This is a genomic window from Micromonospora sp. NPDC050784 (assembly GCF_044456765.1).
In the GTDB taxonomy this organism is placed as follows: domain Bacteria; phylum Actinomycetota; class Actinomycetes; order Mycobacteriales; family Micromonosporaceae; genus Micromonospora; species Micromonospora foliorum.
On sequence record NZ_JBITGG010000015.1, the window covers coordinates 98,075 to 121,364 of the forward strand.

The 23,290-nt window shown below is 72.7% G+C and carries 17 protein-coding genes; 11 read left to right on the forward strand and 6 right to left on the reverse strand.

Annotation, left to right across the window (positions count from 1 at the left end):
- Positions 1 to 8: 8 nt before the first annotated feature.
- Complete coding sequence (locus ACIBD9_RS21050) at positions 9 to 1,196, forward strand: FAD-dependent oxidoreductase (RefSeq protein WP_396719958.1); 1,188 nt, start codon at positions 9 to 11, stop codon at positions 1,194 to 1,196.
- A 37-nt stretch (positions 1,197 to 1,233) separates the two neighbouring features.
- Here the strand turns inward: ACIBD9_RS21050 and ACIBD9_RS21055 are convergent, their stop codons facing one another.
- Positions 1,234 to 2,079 (reverse strand): GNAT family N-acetyltransferase, encoded by an 846-nt coding sequence (locus ACIBD9_RS21055; RefSeq protein WP_396719960.1) that lies wholly within the window; start codon positions 2,077 to 2,079, stop codon positions 1,234 to 1,236.
- A gap of 144 nt (positions 2,080 to 2,223) precedes the next feature.
- Here ACIBD9_RS21055 and gltB point away from each other — a divergent pair, with 144 nt between their 5' ends.
- The 3 genes from gltB to ACIBD9_RS21070 all read left to right on the forward strand — a co-directional run bounded on the left by gltB (position 2,224) and on the right by ACIBD9_RS21070 (position 10,036).
- Positions 2,224 to 6,936: a glutamate synthase large subunit gene (gltB, locus tag ACIBD9_RS21060; protein ID WP_396719962.1), complete on the forward strand. Its 4,713-nt coding sequence runs from the start codon at positions 2,224 to 2,226 to the stop codon at positions 6,934 to 6,936.
- A gap of 55 nt (positions 6,937 to 6,991) precedes the next feature.
- Complete coding sequence (locus ACIBD9_RS21065; protein ID WP_396720111.1) at positions 6,992 to 8,464, forward strand: glutamate synthase subunit beta; 1,473 nt, start codon at positions 6,992 to 6,994, stop codon at positions 8,462 to 8,464.
- 174 nt (positions 8,465 to 8,638) lie between these two features.
- A complete protein-coding gene (locus ACIBD9_RS21070) occupies positions 8,639 to 10,036 on the forward strand; it encodes an MFS transporter (RefSeq protein ID WP_396719964.1) in 1,398 nt (465 codons plus the stop codon).
- A 124-nt stretch (positions 10,037 to 10,160) separates the two neighbouring features.
- Here ACIBD9_RS21070 and ACIBD9_RS21075 read toward each other — a convergent pair whose 3' ends face one another.
- Positions 10,161 to 11,711: a M1 family metallopeptidase gene (locus ACIBD9_RS21075; RefSeq protein ID WP_396719966.1), complete on the reverse strand. Its 1,551-nt coding sequence runs from the start codon at positions 11,709 to 11,711 to the stop codon at positions 10,161 to 10,163.
- Between the two features lie 127 nt (positions 11,712 to 11,838).
- On the opposite strand from ACIBD9_RS21075, the gene ACIBD9_RS21080 reads away from it, so the two are divergent.
- The 3 genes from ACIBD9_RS21080 (at position 11,839) to ACIBD9_RS21090 (ending at position 18,104) form a co-directional block, all read left to right on the forward strand.
- On the forward strand, positions 11,839 to 14,532 hold the full coding sequence (locus tag ACIBD9_RS21080) for a hypothetical protein (RefSeq protein WP_396719968.1): 2,694 nt from the start codon (positions 11,839 to 11,841) through the stop codon (positions 14,530 to 14,532).
- Between the two features lie 96 nt (positions 14,533 to 14,628).
- On the forward strand, positions 14,629 to 17,175 hold the full coding sequence (locus tag ACIBD9_RS21085; RefSeq protein WP_396719970.1) for an FtsK/SpoIIIE domain-containing protein: 2,547 nt from the start codon (positions 14,629 to 14,631) through the stop codon (positions 17,173 to 17,175).
- A 2-nt stretch (positions 17,176 to 17,177) separates the two neighbouring features.
- Positions 17,178 to 18,104 (forward strand): hypothetical protein, encoded by a 927-nt coding sequence (locus tag ACIBD9_RS21090; RefSeq protein ID WP_396719972.1) that lies wholly within the window; start codon positions 17,178 to 17,180, stop codon positions 18,102 to 18,104.
- 137 nt (positions 18,105 to 18,241) lie between these two features.
- On the opposite strand, the gene ACIBD9_RS21095 is transcribed toward ACIBD9_RS21090, so the two are convergent.
- The gene (locus ACIBD9_RS21095) at positions 18,242 to 18,550 is read right to left on the reverse strand and encodes a hypothetical protein (RefSeq protein ID WP_396719974.1); all 309 of its coding nucleotides are present in this window, start codon (positions 18,548 to 18,550) and stop codon (positions 18,242 to 18,244) included.
- A 589-nt stretch (positions 18,551 to 19,139) separates the two neighbouring features.
- Here ACIBD9_RS21095 and ACIBD9_RS21100 point away from each other — a divergent pair.
- Complete coding sequence (locus ACIBD9_RS21100; protein ID WP_396719976.1) at positions 19,140 to 19,781, forward strand: hypothetical protein; 642 nt, start codon at positions 19,140 to 19,142, stop codon at positions 19,779 to 19,781.
- 141 nt (positions 19,782 to 19,922) lie between these two features.
- Here ACIBD9_RS21100 and ACIBD9_RS21105 read toward each other — a convergent pair whose 3' ends face one another.
- From ACIBD9_RS21105 to ACIBD9_RS21115, 3 genes are read right to left on the reverse strand one after another with little or no spacing between them, the layout of a single operon-like run.
- Positions 19,923 to 20,396 carry a hypothetical protein gene (locus tag ACIBD9_RS21105; protein WP_396719978.1) on the reverse strand — a complete coding sequence of 158 codons (474 nt, stop codon included), beginning with the start codon at positions 20,394 to 20,396 and terminating at the stop codon, positions 19,923 to 19,925.
- Complete coding sequence (locus ACIBD9_RS21110) at positions 20,390 to 21,163, reverse strand: hypothetical protein (RefSeq protein WP_396719980.1); 774 nt, start codon at positions 21,161 to 21,163, stop codon at positions 20,390 to 20,392. Before ACIBD9_RS21110 ends, ACIBD9_RS21105 begins: the two co-directional genes overlap by 7 nt.
- On the reverse strand, positions 21,160 to 21,315 hold the full coding sequence (locus ACIBD9_RS21115; protein WP_396719982.1) for a hypothetical protein: 156 nt from the start codon (positions 21,313 to 21,315) through the stop codon (positions 21,160 to 21,162). The genes ACIBD9_RS21110 and ACIBD9_RS21115 overlap by 4 nt, the downstream gene beginning before the upstream one ends.
- A 324-nt stretch (positions 21,316 to 21,639) precedes the next feature.
- Here ACIBD9_RS21115 and ACIBD9_RS21120 point away from each other — a divergent pair, with 324 nt between their 5' ends.
- The 3 genes from ACIBD9_RS21120 (at position 21,640) to ACIBD9_RS21130 (ending at position 23,179) form a co-directional block, all read left to right on the forward strand.
- A complete protein-coding gene (locus ACIBD9_RS21120; RefSeq protein WP_088949319.1) occupies positions 21,640 to 21,885 on the forward strand; it encodes a winged helix-turn-helix domain-containing protein in 246 nt (81 codons plus the stop codon).
- A 274-nt stretch (positions 21,886 to 22,159) separates the two neighbouring features.
- Positions 22,160 to 22,423, forward strand: a complete 264-nt coding sequence (locus ACIBD9_RS21125) for a DUF6244 family protein (RefSeq protein WP_030489032.1) — start codon at positions 22,160 to 22,162, stop codon at positions 22,421 to 22,423.
- Positions 22,424 to 22,729: 306 nt separating this feature from the next.
- Entirely contained in the window at positions 22,730 to 23,179 is a 450-nt protein-coding gene (locus ACIBD9_RS21130; RefSeq protein ID WP_396719984.1) for a hypothetical protein, read from the forward strand.
- The last annotated feature ends 111 nt before the right edge of the window (positions 23,180 to 23,290 follow it).

The window sequence follows — 23,290 nt, forward strand, 5'->3', positions numbered from 1 at the left end:
CGGCACCGATGCGAAGCGCGGTGGTGGTCGGCGCAGGGGTCGGTGGCCTCGCGGTGGCCGGCGCGCTGGCCCGTTCCGGCTGGCAGGTCACCCTGTTGGAACGCGCCGAACGGGTCCGACCCGAGCCGACCGCCGTGGTGCTCTGGCCCAACGGCGTCCGCGCGCTACAGGCCCTCGGCCTCGGCGCCGGCTTGGCCGCCATCGCCACCCCGTTGCCCGATGGCGGGGTCCGTCGCCCGGACGGGCACTGGCTCGTGCAGCCCCGGCCCATCCCGGCCGACCGGATGCCGGTGGTGGTGCACCGGGAGGATCTGCACGACGCGCTGATCGCCGGCCTCGGTGACCGGGTCGAGCTGCGTACCGGAGTGACCGTGCGCCACGTCCGCGTCGAGCCGGGCGAGCGACCGGGAGTCAGCGACGGGCGGCACACCATCGAGGCCGATCTGGTGGTCGCCGCCGACGGCACGGACAGCGGCATCCGCCGCCAACTCGCTCCCGAGTCCCGGGTGGTCAGCTCCGGGTGCGCCGCCTGGCGGGCTGTCATTCCCTGGTACCAGGCGCCTCGACTCCCCGACGACCAGCCAATGGCCGGCGAGATCCTCGGCGCGGGTTACCGGTTCGTGGCCGCGTCGCTGGGCGAGCGCGGTTCCTCGGGCGGGTCCACCCGGGGTGGCATCTACTGGGTGGCCACCGCCGCCGGTGCGCCCCGCCCCGAGCCTCCGGAGACCCAGCTCGCCCTGCTGCGCCGCTGGTACGCGGGCTGGCCCGCCCCGGTCGGCGCGCTGCTCGACGCCACCGACCCGACCGACCTGGTCCAACAGGAGGTTCGCGAGCTACGCCCGCTGCCCCGCGCGTACGGCTTTCCGGTCGGGCCCGGTGGGGTGGTGCTGCTCGGTGACGCGGCGCACGCCATGCCGCCGCACCTCGGGCAGGGCGCCTGCCTCGCGTTCGAGGACGCCGCCACGCTCGCGTCGTTGCTGCGGGAGGCCCGGCTGCCCGACGCCGTCCAGGCGTACGACCGGGTGCGCCGTCCCCGGGCCGCGACCGTGGTCCGGCAGACCCGGCGGATGTCGGCGGTGCTCCAGACCCGGGGCCGGTTGGCGCTGCGGGCCCGAGACGCCGCACTGGGCACGATCAACTCGCGACTGCTCTCCAGCGCCGTCGCCTCCGCCGCCCAGTGGCGCCCCCCGACCTGACCCCGGTCCCCGGGGCAGGTGAGGGGAGTGAGGCAGGTCAGGGGATGAGGGCGGCGGGTTCGGCGATGCAGGCGGTGCCGACCCGGCGGAAGCCGACCCGCAGGTAGACCCGCGCGATCTCCTCGCTGCCCGCGGAGAGGAAGACCAGCTCGGTGCCGGCGGCCAGCAGCTCCCGGGCCAGGGTGGCGGTGAGCGCGGCGCCCAGCCCGCGTCGCCGGGCGGACGGCAGGGTGGCCACCCCGGCGATCTCCGCGACGTCGTCCACCCGCATCGCCATGCCGCTGGCCAGCGCGCCCTCGGTCGGGGTGCCGGCCAGCGCGGAGATCCGTCGGCCGTCGGCGATCCGGGCGCGCTCCTCGTCGAGCGCGGCCAGTTCGAGTTCGGTGACGGCGGCGTCGCGTTCGGCCGGGCCGGCCTCGCCGGGCGCGGTGCCGGCGGCGGCGAACGACACCGCTGCCACCGCACGGCGGGCGGCGACATCGGCGGCGAAGCCGGGGGAGTCCGCTGCCAGCACCCGCACCGCCGCGTCGGAGAGCGTCGCCGGGTCGGGCAGCGCGCTCGGGTCGAGCACCATCAGCGGCGCCTCCAGCACGCTGAGCCCCGCCGAGCGGGCCACCGCCAGCAGCTCTGGCGTCGTCTCGTGCACCCACTCGAAGGCTTCCGGCAGGCCCAGCTTTCGTTGGCGCTCGCGGACCGAGGTCACGTCGGCCAGCGACGGCGGCTCGGTGGCGTCGATCCGGGGGCGGGCGTAGAACGGCCAGCCAGCGCCTTCGCGGACGAACAGCACCAGTCCGCCATGATCCTCCGCACCGGCGACGTCGCGGGGCACCGCGTCGTAGAAGCGTTCCAACCGGTCGAAGACGTGCTTGTGTCGCGGATCCACCGCGCGAGACTACACGTCCCAGCCAGTGGACGGTGTGATCAATCTCGGGTGGCCCTGCGACCCCGGCCCTAACGTAGACTCAATAGACCCACGGGCCGACGTCGTCCCCACCATGATCCAACCTGAGTGACGACAGGAGGCCCGGTGGCTCAGCCGTACGCGGACACAGAACAGCCGCACCCGCACAGCCCGCAGGCGTCCCCGACGCCCCACACCCGTCCGTCCGCCCAGGGCCTCTACGACCCAGCGCAGGAGCACGACGCCTGCGGCGTGGCCTTCGTGGCGGACCTGCACGGCCGGCGTTCGCACTCGGTCGTCGCCAATGGGCTCGGCGCGCTCTGTCGGCTGGACCACCGGGGCGCCCGTGGTGCGGAGCCGAACACCGGCGACGGCGCCGGCATCATGATCCAGGTGCCCGACGCATTCCTGCGCGCGGTAGCCGACGTCGCGCTTCCCCCGGCCGGCGAGTACGCCACGGGGCTGGTCTTCCTTCCGGACGACGATGCCGCCGAGGCGCGTGCCCGACGGGTCATCGAGAAGTACGCGCTGGTCGAGGGCGCCGACCTGCTCGGCTGGCGGGACGTGCCGATCGACCCGAGTGACCTGGGCGAGACCGCCCTGGCGGCGATGCCCCGGGTCCGGCAACTCTTCCTGGCCGCGCACCGACTGACCGACGCACCCGACGGGCCGGCCGGCTCCCCGCTGCGCGGGATCGAGCTGGACCGGGTGGCGTTCTGCCTGCGTAAGCAGGCCGAACGGGAGACCGCCGAGCGGGGTGTTCCGGCGTACTTCCCGTCGCTGTCCAGCCGCACCATGGTCTACAAGGGCATGCTCACGCCCGACCAGTTGCCGGCGTTCTACCCGGACCTGCGCGACGAGCGGGTGGACAGCGCCATCGCGCTGGTGCACTCCCGCTTCTCCACCAACACCTTCCCGTCCTGGCCGCTGGCGCACCCGTACCGGTTCATCGCGCACAACGGCGAGATCAACACGATCCGGGGCAACCGCAACTGGATGCAGGCCCGCGAGGCGCTGCTGCGCTCGCCGAACGTGCCGGGCAACATCCGGCGGGTCTTCCCGGTCTGCACCCCCGCGGCCTCCGACTCGGCGAACTTCGACGAGGTCCTGGAGTTGCTGCACCTGGCCGGGCGGAGCCTGCCGCACGCGGTGCTCATGATGATCCCGGAGGCCTGGGAGAACGACCCGGGGATGGACCCGGCGAAGCGTGCCTTCTACCGCTTCCACGCCAGTCTCATGGAGCCGTGGGACGGTCCGGCGTCGGTGGCCTTCACCGACGGCGAGATCGTCGGCGCGGTGCTGGACCGCAACGGGCTGCGTCCGGGGCGCTGGTGGCAGACCGACGACGGGCTCGTGGTGCTCGGCTCCGAGGCGGGCGTGCTCGACCTCGACCCGGCGCACGTGGTGGCCAAGGGGCGCCTCCAGCCGGGCCGGATGTTCCTGGTCGACACGGTGGCCGGGCGGATCGTGCACGACGAGGAGATCAAGTCCGAGTTGGCCGCCGCCCAGCCGTACGGCGAGTGGCTGCACGCCGGGCTGATCGAGCTGAACGACCTGCCGGCGCGCGAGCACACCGTCTACACGCACGACTCGGTGCGCCGTCGGCAGCAGACCTTCGGCTACACCCAGGAGGAGCTGAAGATCCTGCTCGGGCCGATGGCCCGCACCGGCGCCGAGCCGCTCGGCTCGATGGGTACGGACACCCCGATCGCGCCGCTGTCCACCCGGCCGCGGCTGCTGTACGACTACTTCCACCAACTCTTCGCCCAGGTCACCAACCCGCCACTGGACGCCATCCGCGAGGAGTTGGTGACCAGCCTGGCGTCGACCATCGGGCCGGAGGGCAACCTGCTCGACCCGGGGGCCGCGAGCTGCCGGCAGATCGTGCTCCCGCACCCGATCATCGACAACGACGAGCTGGCGAAGATCCTCTCCATCGACGAGGACGGCGACCTGCCCGGCTTCAAGGCTGTCCGGGTCTCCGGGCTGTACCGGATCCGGGAGGGCGCCGCCGGGATCAAGGCACGGCTGACCGAGATCTGCCGGCACGTCTCCGAGGCGATCGAGGACGGCGTACGGATCCTGGTGCTCTCCGACCGGGACTCCAACGCCGACCTGGCGCCGATCCCGTCGCTGCTGCTCACCGCCGCCGTGCACCAGCACCTGGTCCGCGAGCAGACGCGTACGCAGGCGGCGTTGATCGTGGAGTCCGGCGACTGCCGGGAGGTGCACCACGCGGCGGTGCTGATCGGCTACGGCGCGGCGGCGGTCAACCCGTACCTGGCGTTCGAGTCGGTCGAGGACATGGTCGCCACGGGCACGTTGGCGGGGGTGGAGCCCGCCGCGGCGGTGCGCAACTACGCGAAGGCGCTCGGCAAGGGCGTCCTGAAGATCATGTCCAAGATGGGCATCTCGACGGTTTCCTCGTACTGCGGTGCGCAGGTCTTCGAGGCGGTCGGCCTGGACAGCCGGCTGGTCGAGCGCTACTTCCGGGGCACCCCCAGCCGCATCGGCGGAGTGGGTCTCGCGGGTGTGCACACCGAGGTGGCCGCCCGGCACGCGCTGGCCTGGCCTCCGGCCGGCACCGCCGCCTCCGACCGGCTGGAGGTCGGTGGCGAGTACCAGTGGCGTCGCGAGGGTGAGCTGCACCTGTTCAACCCGGAGACGGTCTTCCTGCTGCAACACGCCACCCGCAGCCGGCAGTACGACGTCTTCCGGCAGTACACCGCCAAGGTCGACGCGCTCGCCGCGCAGGCCGGCTCGCTGCGCGGGCTGTTCACCCTGCGCACCGGGGTCCGTCCGGCGGTGCCGATCGAGGAGGTCGAGCCGGCCACCGAGATCGTCAAGCGGTTCGCCACCGGCGCCATGTCGTACGGGTCGATCTCGGCGGAGGCGCACGAGACGCTCGCCATCGCCATGAACCGCCTCGGTGGCAAGTCCAACACCGGTGAGGGGGGCGAGGACGTCGAGCGGCTGCATGACCCGGCCCGTCGTTCGGCGGTCAAGCAGATCGCCAGCGGCCGCTTCGGTGTGACAAGCGAATACCTGGTCAACGCCGACGACCTCCAGATCAAGATGGCCCAGGGTGCCAAGCCTGGCGAGGGTGGTCAGCTGCCCGGCAACAAGGTCTGGCCGTGGATCGCCCGGACCCGGCACGCCACCCCCGGCGTGGGTCTGATCTCCCCGCCGCCGCACCACGACATCTACTCCATCGAGGACCTCGCCCAGTTGGTGCACGACCTGAAGTGCGTCAACCCGGCGGCCCGGGTGCACGTCAAGCTGGTCAGCGAGGTCGGCGTCGGCACCGTCGCCGCCGGGGTGGCGAAGCTCAAGGCGGACGTCATCCTGATCTCCGGCCACGACGGCGGTACGGGCGCCTCCCCGCTGAACTCGCTCAAGCACGCCGGCACCCCCTGGGAGCTGGGGCTGGCCGAGGCGCAGCAGACGCTGTTGCTCAATAAGCTGCGCGACCGGGTCACGGTGCAGGTCGACGGCCAGCTCAAGACCGGCCGGGACGTGCTGGTCGCGGCGCTGCTCGGCGCGGAGGAGTTCGGCTTCGCGACCGCACCGCTGATCGTCGAGGGCTGCGTGATGATGCGCGTCTGCCACCTGGACACCTGCCCGGTCGGCATCGCCACCCAGAACCCGGTGCTGCGGGAGCGCTTCACCGGCAAGCCGGAGTTCGTGGAGAACTTCTTCCTCTTCCTCGCCGAGGAGGTCCGGGGTTACCTGGCCGAGTTGGGCTTCCGGTCGATCGAGGAGGCGATCGGGCAGTCCGAGCTGCTCGACGTGGCCCCGGCGGTGACGCACTGGAAGGCGAACGGGTTGGACCTGGCGCCCGTCCTGCACCTGCCGGAGCTGCCCGCCGGCGCGGCCCGACGCGGGGTCCGCGCCCAGGATCACGGCCTGGAGCAGGCACTCGACAACGAGCTGATCGCACTGGCCCGTCCGGCTCTGGAGGACGGGGCGCCGGTGCGGGTCGAGGTGGCGGTGCGCAACGAGCACCGCAGCGTCGGTGCGATGCTCGGCGGTGAGGTGACCCGTCGCTTCGGTGGCGCCGGCCTTCCCGAGGACACCATCGAGTTCGTGCTGCACGGCACGGCTGGGCAGTCGTTCGGCGCGTTCCTGCCGCGCGGGGTTACCCTGCGCCTGCACGGCGACGCCAACGACTACGTGGGCAAGGGCCTCTCCGGAGGTCGGCTCATCGTCCGCCCTGACGCCGCCGCGCCGTTCCTCGACCCGGACGCCGAGCCGGGTCAGCGGGCCGAGGATCAGATCATCGCCGGCAACACCATCCTGTACGGGGCCACGGCGGGCGAGGTCTTCCTGCGCGGCCGGGTGGGCGAGCGGTTCGCGGTGCGTAACTCCGGCGCGGTCGCCGTGGTCGAGGGTGTCGGCGACCACGGCTGCGAGTACATGACCGGCGGCACGGTGGTGGTGCTCGGCGCGACCGGCCGGAACTTCGCGGCCGGCATGTCCGGCGGCACGGCGTACGTGCACCACCTGGACCGGACCCGGGTCAACGCGGAACTGGTCGACCTGTTGCCGCTGGGCGAGCAGGAGCAGTCGCTGTTGCACGAGCTGGTCCAACGGCACGTGGCCGAGACCGGGTCGGCGGTCGCCGAGGAGCTGCTCAAGCGGTGGCCGGAGGCGGTGGCCGAGTTCACCGCGGTGGTACCCCGCGACTACCGCCGGGTGCTGGAGATCATGCGGGCCGCCGAAGCAGCCGGCCGCGACGTCGACGACGCGGTCATGACAGAACTGACCGCGCCCGCTGTGCCGGCGATGCCGGTGCCGCCCGCCCCGCGGGTGGCTGCCCAGGAGGTGGCACGTGCCTGACCCGAACGGTTTCCTGCGCTACGACCGGCGGTTGCCGGCCCGCCGCCCGGTGCCGGTGCGGATCAGCGACTGGCGGGAGGTGTACCCGCCGGCCGGCGAGGAGTTGGTCCGTGAGCAGGCCACCCGATGCATGGACTGCGGCATCCCGTTCTGCCACGACGGCTGCCCGCTGGGCAACCGCATCCCGGACTGGAACGACCTGGTGCGGACCGGCAACTGGGACGCCGCGGTGGAGTCGCTGCACGCCACCAACAACTTCCCGGAGTTCACCGGCCGGCTCTGCCCGGCGCCCTGCGAGGCGGCCTGCGTGCTCGGCATCTCCGGCGGTCAACCCGTGACCATCAAGCAGGTCGAGGTGGAGATCGCCGACGCCGCCGCGGCGCGGGGGTTCACCCCCCGCCCGGTGCCGGCGCCGTCGGGCCGCTCGGTCGCCGTCGTCGGCTCCGGGCCCGCCGGCCTCGCCGCCGCCCAGCAGCTGGCCCGCGCCGGTCACGCGGTGACGGTGTACGAACGCGACGACGCGATCGGTGGCCTGCTCCGGTACGGCATCCCCGACTTCAAGTTGGAGAAGCGGCACATCGACGCCCGGTTGGCGCAGCTCACCGCCGAGGGGGTGCGCTTCCGCACCGGCGTGAACGTCGGGGTGGACGTCACCGCCGAACAGTTGCGCGCCGAGCACGACGCGGTGCTGCTGGCCGCTGGGGCGTTGCAGGGCCGGGACACCCCGGAGACCCCGGGGCGGGCGCTTCGGGGCGTACACCAGGCGATGGCGCACCTGGTCGCGGCGAATCGCGCGGTCGCCACCGCGGCCACCGACCAGGCCGGCGTGGTGGCCACCGGCGAGCGTCGGCTGGCGCGGGCGGTGTTGCCGGACGGCACCCCGATCGACGCGGCCGGTAAGCACGTGGTGATCATCGGTGGCGGTGACACGGCGGCTGACTGTCTCGGCGTGGCGCACCGCCAGGGCGCCGCGGGCGTGCACCAGCTCGACCTGTACCCGCAGCCGCCGCAGGAGCGCGACGAGGCACGGGACCCGTGGCCGACCTGGCCGTGGGTCCTGCGTAGCTACCCGGCGCACGAGGAGGGTGGCGAGCGGGTCTTCGCCGTGGCGGTGCAGGAGTTCGTGGACGACGGCACCGGCCAGGTACGGGCGGTGCGGATCGCCGAGGTGACCGTGGAGAAGCGCGACGGCCGGCGGGTCGTCACCGTGGTACCGGGCTCCGAGCGGGAGTTGCCGGCCGATCTGGTGCTGTTGGCGATCGGCTTCGAGGGCACCGAGCAGCAGCCGCTGTTGGCCCAGTTCGGCGTGGCCCGCAACCCTCGGGGCGCCATCGACGCCCGCGACGACTGGCAGACCGACGCGGACGGCGTGTTCGTGGCCGGTGACATGCACCGGGGCGCGTCGCTGATCGTCTGGGCCATCGCCGAGGGGCGGGCGGCCGCCGCTGCCATTCACGGCTATCTGGGCGGTGTCGGCACGTTGCCGGCCCCGGTGGGCCCGGGCGCGCAGGCCCTCGCCGCTCGCTGAGGTGCGGGCGTCCGGTCGGTGGGGCAGGTCTGCTGCCGCACCGACCGGACATTCCCGCTGGTGAAGCCACTCACAAAACTGGGCAAACAGGTTTAGGCCGGCAAGACTTGCCGGCTGCCGAACCGCGCCGCGATCGGTGTGAATGAGCATGCTGCCGATCGCTGGAGGTTCGTCGTGGCCAGAGGCGCCACCTTCGCCGCGCTGCGCCACCGTGACTACCGGATCTGGGCGATCGCCGGCTTCGTCTCCGTCATCGGCACCTGGATGCAGGTCCTCGGGGTCAACTGGTACGTCCTGAAGGAGACCGGTTCGGCGACGTCCATGGGCTTCGCCGTGCTGCTCCAGGCGGCACCCACGTTGCTGCTCAGCGTCTGGGGCGGTGTGCTGGCCGACCGGCTGCCGGCCCGTCCGTTGCTGATCGCCGCCCAGGGTGCCCACGCGGCGCTCGCCGCCGGACTGGCGGCGGTCGCCCTGACCGGGGTCGGCGGCCTGCCGGTGATCTTCGCGATCTCCCTGGCCGCCGGTGCCGTCTCAGCGATCGAAGGCCCGGTGCTGGGGCGCTGGACCGCCAGCCTCGTCGACCGGGAGACGCTGGGCAACGCCCTAGCGCTCGGTTCGCTCACCAACTCCGCCGGCCGCATCCTCGGCATGAGCCTCGGTGCCGTGGTGGTGGCCGCCGTCGGCCCCGCCCTGCTGTTCGGCATCAACGCGGCCAGCTTCGCCGCCGTGGTGGTGGCGCTGTTCGCCGTACGCCCGCAGGCCGTGCCCGGCCTCCCGGTGCCGGACGCCGGCCGGATCCGAGGCGGTGTCCGGGCCGGGTTCGCCTACCTGCGGGGGCAGCCGGTGCTGCTCCTCGCGCTGGCCCTGTCGTTCGTGCTCGGCAGCCTGGGCCGCAACTACCAGGTGACCATGGCCGCCATGAGCGACGGCCCACTGAACGCCGGCGCCTCCGGGTACGGCCTGCTGTCGACCGTGTTCGCGGTCGGAACGGTGGTGGGTGCGCTCGTCGCGGCCCGGCGGCGTTCCCTCGGCTACCGGACGCTCGTCGTCGCGGGCCTGCTCGCCAGCGGGTTGCAGATCGTCGCCGGCCTCGCACCGGGCGCCTGGAGCTTCGCCGCGGTGATCCTGCCGATCGCCGCCGCCGCGGTGGTCATCGACACCACCGTCGGCACCCGCGCCCAACTCGACACCGACAGCGCGATGCGGGGCCGGGTGCTCGCCGCCCTGGCGGTCACCGGCTCGGTTTCCGCCGCGGTCGGTGCCCCGCTGCTCGGCTGGCTCGCCGAACACGCCGGCCCCCGGCAGACGCTCGTCCTCGCCGGAGCCACCGCGGCGATCGCCACGACGGCGGCCGGCGTCGCCCTGGACCGGCAGGGTAGCCGCGCGGTGACCCTCGCGCTGGTCGTGCCGCGGCCCCGCCATCCGGTACGACGAGCGGCGTTCCGGGCCGCCCGCATCGTCCGGCCCACCGGGGCGGTCTGTGTCATCGCGCCCGCCGAGGCCGGTGGGGTCCGGTCGGGCGGCGTCCGGCTCAGGGAGTTGGCCACCGCCGCCCCGGCGGCGAACCGCTGACCCCCCGGGCCCGGCCCCGTCGATCATGGAGTTGTGGTGGGCGGAATGTCCACCAGTGCCCGATGTGCGAGGCACCACAACTCCATGATCGACCTAAGCGGGGGCGGAGGCGGGTTGGTGCGGTCTAGTGCGACATCAGGTGGTGCGACTCGCGGATCTTCGCCCAGGACTTGGGCTCGGTCGGCGGGGCGGCCTTACGGGCGGCGCTGGCCACGTCGGGCCGGCCGGCGGTGAACAGCCAGGTGGTGAAGAGGTCGTCCAGGTCCAGCCCGGAGATCCGTTCGGCCAGGGCCTGGAACTGCTCGATGGTGCCGTTGCCGTACCGGTGCTCGGCGGTCCAGGTCGGCAGGATCTCGAAGAACGCGTCGTCGCCGACGGCCAGCCGCAGCTGGTGCAGGGTCATCGCCCCCCGGTCGTAGACGGCGTTGTCGAAGACCCGAGCGGCACCCGGATCGCCGGGCAGCACCTGCCAGAACTCGTCGTCGGCCGGGTAGCTGGCGTAGGTGAAGTCGAAGACCTCCTGGGCGGTGCCCTCGCCCTGCTCCTCCGACCAGAGCCACTCGGCGTACGAGGCGAAGCCCTCGTTGAGCCAGATGTTGCGCCAGTCGGCCACCGAGACCGAGTCGCCGAACCACTGGTGGGCCAGCTCGTGCGTCACCACGTACGTGTTGGCGCCGCGTCGCCAGAAGCCCGGCCCGTAGACCGGTCGGGTCTGCGTCTCCAGGGCGAAGCTGATGCCGTCCACCGGCCCGGCCACGCCGCCCTGCGCCTCGAACGGGTACGGGCCGAAGATCCCGCTCTCCCAGTCGATGATCTCGGCGGTCCGCTCGATGCTGGCCCGCGCCGCCGGACCGAGTGCGCCCAGCGAGGTGCTGTACGCGTTGATCACCGGCTGGCCGCTCGGCGCGGTGTCGGTGACGATGTCGTACTGGCCGATGGCCATGAAGGCCAGGTAGGTGGCCGTGGGGGAGGTGGTCCGCCAGATCCACCGGGTGCGGTTGCCGGCCTCGGCGATCGGTGGCCTCGGCTGCACGCCGTTGCTGATCACCTCGACGCCGGTGGGCACCGACACCGAGATGTCGTAGGTGGCCTTGTCCAGCGGGTGGTCGTTGCTCGGGAACCACCACCACGCCGACTCGGGCTCGTTGACGGCGAGGGCGCCGTCGTCGGTGCGCGTCCAGCCGGTGTAGCCGTTGACCAGGGCCTCCGATGGAACGCCGGAGTAGCGCACGACGATGGTGAGCTGCTGACCCCGGGTCACCGTGCGGGCCGGGGTGACCACCAGCTCGTGCGCCCCCGCGGTGCTGGTGCTCGCCGCCCAGCCGTTTACCCGGACCGACTCGACGTCGAGCAGGAAGTCCAGGTTGAACGTCGAGAGGTCCTGGGTGGCGGTGGCGAGGATGGTGGTGGTGCCGGTGAGTAGGTCGGTGGCCGGTTCGTAGCGCAGCCGGACGTCGTAGTGCTGGACGTCGTAGCCGCCGTTGCCGTAGTCGGGGAAGTAGCTGTCGCCGAGTCCGGGCGCGCCGGGTTGCGGCGCGGCGGAGACGACGGGACGGCCCCAGGCCGCCGGGGCGGCCTGGCCGGGGGTGCCGGCGAGCATGGTGCCGGCGGTGGTGAGGGTCAGGGCGGTGGTGGCCGCCGTGAGGACTCGTCGCACGGGGTGGACTCCCTCCATCGGGTGTTCGCAACGCCAACCTAATCGACAACTGTGAACGTCGCCGGCCCGCCACACCCATGGTCGGTCGCTGGCCTCTGGCGCCCCTTGCGCCGCAAGGTCACACTGTGTTGATCGGAGGTGACGCGTGCGGCGCTCGGAGTTGCCCAAGCGGGAGCTGATCGGCCAACGGCAGTCGACCGCGGGCCGGGAACGCCTGCCGCCCGGCGGGTTGGAGTTGTTCGCGCTGCTCGCCCGGCTGCTGCGGCGCCCCCGTCGCGGCGACCGCCGGCTGCCGCTGCTGTGGCTGGTCCGCTCCGACACCGCGGATCTGATGGTGCCGCTGCGCCGGTTCCTCGGCCAGGGCCCCCGGCGGCGGGTTCCGCACGCCGTGCTGGACGCCGACGCGCCACCCGGTGCCGGCGACGTGCCGGCACTGCTACGCGAGCTGCACCGGCAGCTCTCCCTGGAGGCCTTCGGCGCCGCCCGACTGCGCTTCCGGCACTATCCGCTCGCCGACTGGCTGATGCAGCAGAGCCTCAGCCTGGGCATCGACGCCGACGACAGCCGCGCGGCCCTGGTCCGCCGGCTGCGCGACCGCAAGGGCCCGCGTACGCCGGAGGCGTTGCCCTCCGGCGGCGACGCGGTCAGCATCGTCTCGCAGGTGCTGCTCTGGCTGGTCCGTCGCGCCGTGCCGGGGGTGGTCTTCCGGGCTGCCGTCTCCGGTCGGGTGCCGGTGCTCGGGCGGCACTACAACTGGTTCATGCGCCAGCAGTACCTGGCGCCCCGGCAGTCGGTCACCTTCCTCGGCTTCGCCGAGCGGCTCACCGCGGGCTGGCGTGACGGGGAGCAACCCGACCAGGTCAACAAACTGCTGCTGCACGCGTTCCTGGAGGACCTGCGGCAGGCGTACCGGCGTCGGGCGTGGCGTCCGTCGGACTGGCGGCGCACCGCGTACCCGGCACTGCTGATCGACAACGTCGCCCCCGGCAACGTCGGCGGGGAACTGGTCCGCCTGATCGGCGACGTCCGCACCGAGACCGGCCGCAACGACCCGCTGCTGATCGTCGCGTCCGGCGGGCAACCCCCACCCGACCTGCCCGAGCCGCACCCGTTGACCGAGGCCGACGAGGCGTACGACGAGTGGGCCGCTGCGCTGCCGGAGATGCGGCGGCTGCGTCGCCCGGCCACCTGGCTGGTGGCGTTGCGTCCCGACGAGACCGACACCGGCCCACCGTCACGTGGCGGGCTGCGGCCGTTCTCCGCGCCCGACCCGCCGTGGTGGTCGCGGCGCTTCCTGCCGGCGGCGCTGTGTCTGGTGCTGGTGGCGGCGCTCGGCCTGTGGGTGGCCAGTCGTTGGGGGCCGGGCTGTCACCCCTCGCTCACCGGCCAGGTCTCGGTCGAGGTGGTCGGCAGCGGCGAGTGTGTCGGCTACAGCGAAAGCGCGGCGCAGGTGTTCAACAACGACCCGGGTCAGGATCGACTGCGCACCGTCCAAGAGCGCATCTTCGCGCAGAACCGCGCCGCCGAGGAGGTCTGGCAGCGCAGCGACCGACGACGGCCCTTCCTCACCCTGGTCTACCTTGGCACCCTCACCGGCAACCGGACCCGCGCGGACGAGGAGTCGTACGTCTCCGAGCGCGAGGAGCTCGAAGGCATGGCCACCGCCCAGTACGCGTTGCTGAAGGAGTCGGCCGGCGCCGACGGCGCCGCGCTGCTGCGGATAGTGGTGGCCAACGGCGGCCGGCAGATGATCTACGCCGACCGGGCCGTGGCGATGCTGGCCGAGCTGGCCCGGGACGACCCCACGGTGCTCGGGGTGGTCGGGCTGGTGGAGAGCCGGAGCAGCACCGCCAGCGCGCTGCGTGAGCTGAACCAGGTCGGGCTGCCGGTGCTGGCGCCCACCCTCTCCGCCGACAAGATGGACGCCAACTCCCGCCTCTACCTTCAGATCTCCGCGCCGAACAAGGATCAGGTGAAGCTTGTCGACGCGTACGCCAAGCAGGTGCTGAAGGTAGACGAGGCGCACGTCTTCTACACCACCCTGGAGGGCAGCTCGCTCACCGAGGACCTCTACGTGGGCACCCTCGTCGACGGGCTCCGACAACAGTTCGGCCCCCGGATCACCCGCCTCGACGAGTGGCGCACCGGGCAGCGGCTGACCGACGAGTGCGGCTACTCCGGGCTGCTCTTCTACGCCGGTCGGTGGTCGGAGTTCGACGGTTTCCTGCGGGCGCTGCGCGAGTGCGGCGGCAACCCGCCCCGACACCTCGTCGCCGACGACTCGGCCAACCGGTACATGGCCAACCCGGGGCTGCGCGCCGCCGCCCCCGGCAACCTGCCCGTCACGTACGTCTCGAAGGCGTCCCTGGCCACCTGCGCGGCGCTGCGGGCCGCCCAGGACCGGCGCGACGACGCGCGGGCCAGCTTCCTGTCCTGGATCCAGGCCGACGACCTGCTCGACCCGCCGCGCTGCCGACCGGGCTCCGAGGAGCAGGTCGGCGAGCGGGTCAGCCTCGCCTACGACGCGTCGATGATGCTGGTCCGTGCGGTGGAGAGCCTCGCCGCCCGGCTGCACCACGCCGACCCCCGGCAACGCTGGGAGCCGGATTCGGTCAACCCGGTGGGCGTGCACGCGGAGGTGCTGCGGCAGAACGCCGGGCAGGGCTACCCGGGGGTGGCCGGGCTGATCCGGTTCACGCCCGACTCGGGGGAGCCGGTCGACAAGCGGCTGGCCCTGATGCGGGTGGAGCAGGTGCCCGACGTGGCGAGGGCGCCGGTGGAGGTGTTCCGCTGCGGGGCGGCCGACGCGACCGGCCCGGCGGCGTGCGGCCCCGCCTGACCGGTCCGGCGTGACACGTCCTCGCAGGACTGTCCGGGTGCCGTCGTGTCCGTTAGGGTTCCTGGGACCAGGCGGCCGTGGCGTTGGGGGCAGAGGGTGGGCAGGCTCGCGTCGGCGTACGGGCAGGCGGTCAACTCCCACCGGGCGGCTCGGGCGCATCTGGACACCGCCCGCAGCGCACTGGGGGCGGCACCGACCGCCGCCGCGCCGCTCGGCGGCGACGACCTGGTAACCCGCCTCGCCCGCCTCGGCGCTGCCCTGGCCACCCCCGCCCCGGGCGTCACACCGCTGACCGACGAGCCGACCACGGTGCGGATCGGCGAGGCGTCCATCTCGGACGGCAGCTTCCCGGTGCTGGTCCCGCTCGGCGGCGGCCACCACCTGGCCCTGGACACCGACGCCCGGGACCCGCAGGTCGCCGGGCTGCTGCGGGCGCTGGTGCTGCGGCTGGTCGCCACCGCGCCGCCGGGTCAGGTCCGCGTCGCCGGCATCGACACCGCCGCGCTCGGCGCCACCTTCGGCCCGCTGCGCCCACTGCTCGACGCCGGGGTGCTCGATCCGCCGGCCACCGGCGAGGCCGAGGTGGCCGCGCTGCTGGACGCCGCCGAGCAGCACGCCCGCGCCGCACAGCACGGTCAGCCCGCCGCCCGGCGCCTGCTGGTGGTGGTCGCCACCGCCGCGCCGCCGCCGCGCGAGCTGGCCCGGCTCGCCGCGCTCACCCACGCCGGCCCGGCCGCCGCCGTGTGCGTGCTGCTCGCCGGCCACCCGACCCGGCAGCCCGGCGAGACCGTGCCGCCGTTGGGCGGCACCACCGAGGTCCGGCTCCACCAGGGGTACGCGCACGTCGGTGACCCACCCGGCACCCCGTTCAGCGCCGACGGCAGCGGGCTCGCCGCACCCGTCCTGCTCGACGGCGACCCGCCGCCCGCCTCGGTACGCGCGCTCGCCGAGCACCTCGGCACCGCCACCCGTCGCGCCGACGCGTTGCCCTTCACCGACCTGCTGCCCGAACGGCGCTGGGCCGAGTCCGCCGGCAACGGTCTGCGGACGGTGATCGGCCGGGCCGGCGGCGGTGCCTCCTTCGACACCGCGCTGACGCTCGCCTTCGACGACGCCACCCCGCACTGGCTGGTCGGCGGGCGCACCGGCGCCGGCAAGACCGTCTTCCTGCTCGACGTCCTCTACGGGCTGGCCGCCCGCTACTCGCCGGCCGAGTTGCAGCTCTACCTGCTCGACTTCAAGGAGGGCGTGAGCTTCACCGAGTTCGTGCCCACCGGCCGGGACCCGTCCTGGCTCCCGCACGCCCGTGCCGTCGGCATCGAGTCCGACCGCGAGTACGGCCTCGCCGTGCTGCGCGAGCTGCGCCGGGAGGCGCAGCGCCGGGCCACCGCACTCAAACGGCACGGCGTCACCAAGCTCGCCGACCTGCCCCGGGACAATCCGCTGCCGCGCATCGTGACCGTCATCGACGAGTTCCACGTGCTGCTCGCCGGCAACGACGCGCTTGCCCGTGAGTCCGTCGACCTGCTGGAGGAGCTGGCCCGCAAGGGCCGCTCGTACGGCATCCACCTGGTGCTGGCCAGCCAGAGCATGACCGGCATCGAAGCCCTCTACGGGCGGGCCGAGGCGATCTTCGGGCAGTTCGCGTTGCGGGTGGCGCTGCCCGGCGGTGGTGGGGTGCTCGACCAGCTCAACGACGCCGCCGCGGCCCTGCCGATCGGCTCCGCCGTGGTCAACACCGCCGCCGGCGCGGTCGGCGCCGACACAGTGCTGCGCTTCCCCGACGCGCACGCCGCCGCGGCGGACCTCGCCGCGCTCCGCCACGACCTGTGGCAGGCCCGCCCGCCGGGCTCGCGGGCACCAGCGGTCTTCAAGGGCTACGAGGCCGCACGGATCGAGGACGACCCCACCTTCGTCGGGTTGCGCCCCGGTGGTCGACGCCCGATGGCGCTGGTCGGCCGAACCGTCGACGTGCACGGCACCACCGCACTGTTCCTGATGGACACCACCCCCGGCCGACACCTCGCCGTGGTCGGCACCGCACCGACCGGCGCGGACGTGCTGCGCGCCGCGACACTCAGCCTGGCCCGCCAGCACACCCCCGGCGACGCCCGCTTCCACCTGGCCTGCCTGGTCACCGTCGCCGGCCCGGTCGCCGACGACACCGAGACGCTGCTGCGGGCCGCCGGCCACCCGGTGCAGCGCCTCGACGCGGCCGGGTTGCGGGACCGGATCGCCGCGCTGGCCGCCGAGCCCACCGGCCGCGAATACCTGGTGGTGTTCGGCATGGACGCCGCCGCGCCCGTCCTCGGTGCGACCGACCCCGGCACGTTCCGCTCCGGCCTGGACGACCTGCGTACCGTCCTGCGCCAGGGCCCCGGGCAGGGGGTGCACCTGCTCGGCTGGTGGCGGGGGCTCCGCCGGCTCGCCGACGACCTCGGCGGCACTCAGAACCGTGACGACGTCGCCTGCCTGGTCGCGCTCAACGTGCCCGGCGCCGAGCTGGCCATGCACCTCGGAGCGCACGACCTGACCTACACGCCCCGCCCCGACCGGGCGCTGCTGATCGACCGGCACGACCAGCGCACCCGGCTGATCGTCCCGTTCGTCGGCGACGGGCACGAGCCAGACGGGGAGCGGTGACAGTGTCCTTCGAGGAGTACGCGGCACTGGCCCGACAACTCTCGGAGCAGCACCGCGCCGGGCAACAGCACGCCGCCGCCGAATCCGCGCGCCGCCGCGACCTGCACGCCGCCGTCGACTACCTCCAGCAGCGGCTGACCGCCCAGGGGCAGCGCCTTGACCAGCTCGGCCGAGCCATCGGCATCGACCAGCCACCCGCCGCCCCGGCCCCTGCACCTGCCCCGGGGACGCCGGGTGAGACCGCCGCCTGGCCTGGCCCGCCGTCCGGCGCCGGGTCGCCCTCCGCTCCTGGCTCCGGCTCGTCTCCCGCTGCCGGCTCCGGCCTGTCCTTCGCTGCCGGCGCGCCCACCGCACCCGGGACCGCGGACGGGGAACCCGCCGGCGCAGCCGGCGTGCCGGGGCGGGCGGGGGTCGGGGCGTACCCCCAGTTGCCGGCGGGGGAGGCGCGGCTGGCGCTGCCGACGGCGGTGAGCCCGGCGGGCGGCGGGGTGCCCGCGCAGCGCGCGGCGGCGGCCGACCCGGCGGTGGAGTTGGAGCTGGCCCGGCGGATGGCCGACGAGGCCGACCGGCACGGGCAGCAGGCGGAGCTGCTGGCCCAGCGGCCGGCGCTGCTGCCGACGTGGTCGCCGCTGGCCCGGGCGGTCGCCGTCTACGCCGGGTGCGGCGCGGCGGCCGGGGTGCTCGTGCTGATGCTGGTGCTCGCCTCCGGGGCCGGCCTGGTCGACGGGTTCACCCTCGGCGCGTGGATCTGCGCGGGGTTGCCGGCGGTAGCGTTCTTCGGGGGGTACCTGGTGCTGGGCCGGTGGGGGCGACCGGCCATGGTCGCCGGCACCCCGCCGCGGTACCTGCCGCTCGGGTTCCTGATCTGCTTCCTGCTGGTGCCGATGGCCTACTGCGCCTACCTGCTGATGGTCCGCGGCCTGCGGTGACACCGGCTCGGCTTCGGAGGCTCATCCCGGCGTGATCCACCCGGTCTTGCGGAAATCGGGGTGTCCGGGCCGGTGGGACACCCCGACATCCTGAAACTCGTGGCGATATTCCGTTGCGGTTCGCGGTCGGTGTCCGGCTAGCCCAGGTGATAGGTGACGCTGCCGGCGTCGCTGAACCTCTGCTCCGCGCCGCTGTTCGAAGGGCTGAAGACGCGGCAGGCGCAGCCGTCGACGGGCCGCCCCGCTGACGCTTCGGCGTAGTACCAGACCTGACCCAGTTGGGCCCGGAACGTGCGACTGGTCCGCGCTGGCACCTCGATCGCCCGGTGCGGTTCACACTGAGCGTCGAAGAGCCACAGCACGTACGGCTCACTGGTCGCCGAGGCGGTGCCTCGCAGCGGTTCTCCCCACCGGCCCTCGGGGATGTCCCGTTGGAAATACGCCACCGCATCCTGGCCCTTGGTCTTGGCGATGCAGGCCCGGTCGGACGATGCGCGAGACTCTGGGGTCGGACCGGGCGCGGGTGTTGGCGACGACGACTGGAGGCTGCTGAGGATGCTCTGCCCGTCACCGGTCGCGACGGAGACGACGAGCAGGAGGGCGAGAAGCCCGATGAGACCGCCGGACAGCCCAATGACGCGAGCCCGGCGACCACGACCAGCCGATGTCGTGTCTGTCTTCTGAACCGTCAAGCCACGTCACTCCCTCAGCCAGCTGCGACCGAGTCTAGGAGGCTTCGCGCTCGGGCGTGGTCCCCGAGCCCGGCATCGCGGTCTGCCGGTCGGCCACTCCACTGTGTTCGTCGTGACCGTGTTCGGCGTGACTGTGTTCGGCGTGGCCCCACGCACCTCGGAACGCCACACGTCCCGGCCGTCCACCGTGCTCACTCCGGTGCCGTAGTCTCGCGCCCCGAGCGCAGTCGGTGCGCAACCCGCTTGCGGAGGGTCTGGATCATCATGCCTCGACGTCTCGCGAGCGGCTGTCGAAAGGTTGGTCAGGGAATTGCAGGGACAGACGTCCACCCAGGTTGAGCCGATGTCGACAGGGGGCGGGATTGCTGTTCCGCCACCGGTCAACGCCGGTACGGCGACGCCTCGCTCCGAGCAGGAGCCGGGGCTGTCGGTCGTCGCCGCATCACAGCAGGCCGGCGCGGGCGCGGTGGTCGCCGGCTTCGGGCTGATCGCCGTCGGCGCGGTCGCCGGCTGGGCGATCTGGCGCAGCGGCGCCTCCGCGGCGAAGATCCAGCCCGAGGACACCACTGGCGTCTTCCTCACCCTGTTGGTCTTCGCCGCAGCGGTCGAGCGGATCCTGGAACCGTTCTCACGGTGGCTGCCGGGACGCGCCGCCGAGGCCGCGCTGTCCCGAACGGTGACCGACGTGAACAGCCGGGTCGACGGCCCCACCGAGGCCGACCGCGAGGCGGTCGCCGTGGCCACCGCCAAAGTCGCACGGGCGAAGGCGAACCGCACCATCGTCGCGTGGGGTCTCGCCAGCGGGTTGGCCACCGTGGCGTCCAGCGCCGGCGGGTTCTACGTCCTGCACGCGGTCGCCGGCGCCGACTGGAACGGAATCGCGGTCTGGGTCGACGCCGTCGTGACCGGTGTGATGGTCGGCAGCGGCACCAAGCCGTTGCACGACCTGATCACCCGGGCGCAAAACGGCCCGCCGTCGCCGTAGCGCCCTGCCCGGCGGCCTGCCGGGTCTTTCCCGGCCCGCCGCCGGGCATGATCCACTCGGTTTCCGTGAAGTCGGGGTATCCATGTCAGCGGGATACCCCGACTTCAGCTATCTCGTGTCGATCTTCAGCCACTGTTGCGCTCACCGCCGGTGGGATTCGGCCGGTGCGCCTGTCTGCTGGGGATCCGTGACGTGCGCCGAGTCGTCGGCGGCGTGTGCGGCGGCGACGAGGACTTCGTCGAGTTCGCGGTCGGTGAGACCTTCGTCTTCGAGCAAGCCGAGCAGGAGCACCGTCCGCGCGACGATCGCCGCCGCGTCGTGGGGCACGGGCGGACGCTCACCGAGCGCCGCCCACACCAGCGCCTCGGCCAGCACCGGGTCGACGTCGCGCCCGGTCGCGTCATAGCGTTCCCGAGCGGACGCCACGAACCGGATCACCGGCGCGCGATCCTGCCCCGCGACGAACCGGCGCCGTACCGCCACCAACAGCGCACCGGCGAGCAGGTCCCCGTACCGCCGCCAGTCCGACTCGGCGAACCGGCCCAGCCGCCGTTCGTGGCCGCGCAGCCGCCCGGTCAGCAGGCCGCGAAGCGCCGCCTGCGGGTCGGTCACCATCGTCGTCGCTCCCTGATCATCGTGAGTGCTCTCCTGTGTGGGCTTGGCCTGGTCAACCGATGCCGCCTGGTCACCAGAGCGCTCGCCGCCTGGCAGCCGCGGGCGATCACTTCGGTGCTGTCGGCGTCGCTGGCCCTGCCGTTCTCGTGCTCGGCGTCGCTGTCGTGCTCGGCGTCGCTGTCGTGCTTGGCCTCGCCGTCGTGTTCGGCGTCGCTGTCGTGCTCGGCGTGGTTGTCGTGGCTGGTGGGCCGCGGCGGCGCGGGCGGTGCTGGCGGCTCTCGGGACGATCCCATCAGCGAACGGTCGGTCAGTGCCGCCGGCTCGTCGGTCAGTGCCGCCACCGAATGCTCGATCCGGCAGCGGCCGATCGCGAGCCGGGCAACGACCAGGTCCAACCGGGTGATCGCCGCCGCGAGGTGCCGGGCCGCGACCACGTCCGCCACTTCCCGGGTACGCCGAAGTCGGTCCTCGGTCGCGCTCAACCGCCAGCGGACCCGTGCGGCCAGAATGGCGGCCCGGTCCGCGTCGAATCGAGCAGCGTGCAGACCGGCGAGCAGGTCCCCGACCGAGCCTCCCGGTGACTTCCGATCGGCGGCCAACCCGGCGTAGACCAGGCTCAACGCCCGCCAGCACTCCGTGACCGCGTCCTGCCAGGGCAGCCGCCGGCCGGGCGGCCCCGCCCCGTGCAACTGCGCACCGGCCCGGTCGACAGCGGAGATCGTGGCCAGCCAGGCGGCACGGAGGTCGTCCACGGCGTCGGCGCTCACTCGCCCGCCTCGGCGCTGGACTTGACCAGCAGGGCGAAGCGCACATCGGTACAGGGGTAGTCGACGCCGCACTCGCACACCCAGCGACGGACCACGCGGGGCGGATGGGCGAAGAGAACGTCATCGGCGTCCTCAACGTCCTGATCGGACACGAGGTGACGGTCTTGCTCCTCTGGTGCTGGTGCTGGTGCTGGTGGGTCGGTGGGGGATTCATCGGGTCGATCGGGCATCGAGGGCTCCCGTCGGGTCGTCTCCTAGCTGCTCACGGCTCTTGCGTTCGAGGCGGCGTGCGGGCACGCCCCGGCACGCCCGGCCGAACGGGGGGACCGACCGACCGGGCGCTTCCTGCGCGGTGGGAACGAACCAGCTCCGGGTTGCAGACCTGGGAGCCAGCCAAGGGAGAGCGTATATAACAGGTCATGTAAGCGCAAGCATCGACTACACATTGCTTGCTATACAAAGTTCCTCGTGATCGAATGGCAGGGCAGACCTGGGAGACACCAATGCCCGCCAAAGCGAAGTGGGCGCTGATCGCCGACGGCATCCGCGCTCAGATCAAGTCCGGCGAACTTGCGCCGGGCGACAAGCTGCCCTCGACCTCCGAGCTGTGCCGTCAGCATGACGTCTCGGCCATCGTCGTTCGTCAGGCCATCAACGCGCTCAAGATCGAGGGCTTGGTGGAAGGCGTCGGTGGCGTCGGAGTGTTCGTCGCCGAGCGCTGAGCGCTGAACGGCCCCAATCTCGTGGCGTCGCTCTAGATCTTGGACAGTTTCCGTTAGCTCGTAACGGAAACTGTCCAAGATCTGGTCGCAATCGGGGCTCGGCCGAGGTGCCGTTGGCAAACTCCGTCAGACCAGCTCGCTTGCCGCATCCACCACCCACGAGGTGACGTGGGAGCTAGCAGCCGGTCGCGCTGGGTGCGCGGATCTCGTACGCTCCCATGTGGTCTCTGCCGGTGCGGTGGTGGAGGCGATGGTCGATCACGGGGAGGTGCGCGTGAGCGCAGCGCAGATCATCGCGAGGTTGGCGGCGGCGTCGCAGAAGTTGGACGAGGCGAAGGCCAAGACCGCAGCGGCAGCACAGGACGCGGCCGAGGCGCGAGCACTTGTCGCCGGCGCGCTGGAGGGTGTGGCCGCCGGTCCGCTGGTCGGCATGATCGACTCGTACCGTCAGGCGCTCGCGCAGGCGTCCCAGGGTGGCGACCCCGCCAAGCAGCATGTGCAGGAGACGATCGCCAAGGTCCGAGCGCTGGGAAACTGACCACGGGTGGTGGCAGCTCAATCCACCAACCACCCGCGGTCGTGAAACCAGTCATCAGGTCTGCAGTCCCTCGACGACTCGATGGCGCGAACCGGAACCAGGCAGCGCCACCGGCGCCGCGCCGCCAGCATCTCAGCAGTGAGTCGATCGGGTGGTGGACCTCGGCCACGGCTGCGGCCTACGCGAGCTTCCAGGAATTCTTGCCCACGACCGTCAAGGCGGTTGCAGGTACTCTGCTGGCTGCTGCTGCCGCAGCCGGATCTTTCAAGGCGTGGAGAGCGAAGCACCGAGACGGAGGGCCGGGCCGTGAAGATCAATGATCAGGTAGAGGCTCTGGTCAGAGCTGTCCTGGATGCTGCTGTCCACCGTGATTCCGGCAGGTTCGACAGCGCACTGGACGCCTTGAGTACCAGTCAGGAGGCGTTGACCAAGGCAGTAGAGCTGACGCTGGCCGTGAACGCCGCGGTTCTGTTCGAAGTCCACGATGGCCTGCCTCCCACCAATGAGATCAACGAACTCTCGCACAACATCGCTCATCAGGAACGATGGGCCGAGGTCTCCGCGGAGGACGTGCGAGCCATCCTGGCCGCCGTGACGACCGGCAATCCGCCACGAGTCGCGAACACAGCGGGCGGCGTGAGTGCAGTGTTCGTGGTCGCAGCCAATCTGCTCGCCACAGCCTCCCAGCCCGACGAGGGGGAGTGGTGGTTCAACTATCTGGACAAGGTGGAGGCCGCGATTGAGGCGGCCGGGTGACGTATGCGCCGGATCCGGTCACTCGGGACGGCGCCAGTGATCAGGTGATGAAAAGTAGGTGTCGGGGGCGGTTCTGACCTACTTCTCATCACTTGATCATCGGACGCGCCG

Excerpts from the sequence above, each read along its gene's own strand:
- ACIBD9_RS21105 (WP_396719978.1), bottom strand. The coding sequence starts at position 20,396 with ATGGTGACCGACCCGCAGGCGGCGCTTCGCGGCCTGCTGACCGGGCGG.
- ACIBD9_RS21120 (WP_088949319.1), top strand. The coding sequence starts at position 21,640 with ATGGCAGGGCAGACCTGGGAGACACCAATGCCCGCCAAAGCGAAGTGG.
- ACIBD9_RS21050 (WP_396719958.1), top strand. The coding sequence starts at position 9 with ATGCGAAGCGCGGTGGTGGTCGGCGCAGGGGTCGGTGGCCTCGCGGTG.
- ACIBD9_RS21100 (WP_396719976.1), top strand. The coding sequence starts at position 19,140 with ATGTCGACAGGGGGCGGGATTGCTGTTCCGCCACCGGTCAACGCCGGT.
- ACIBD9_RS21075 (WP_396719966.1), bottom strand. The coding sequence starts at position 11,711 with ATGGAGGGAGTCCACCCCGTGCGACGAGTCCTCACGGCGGCCACCACC.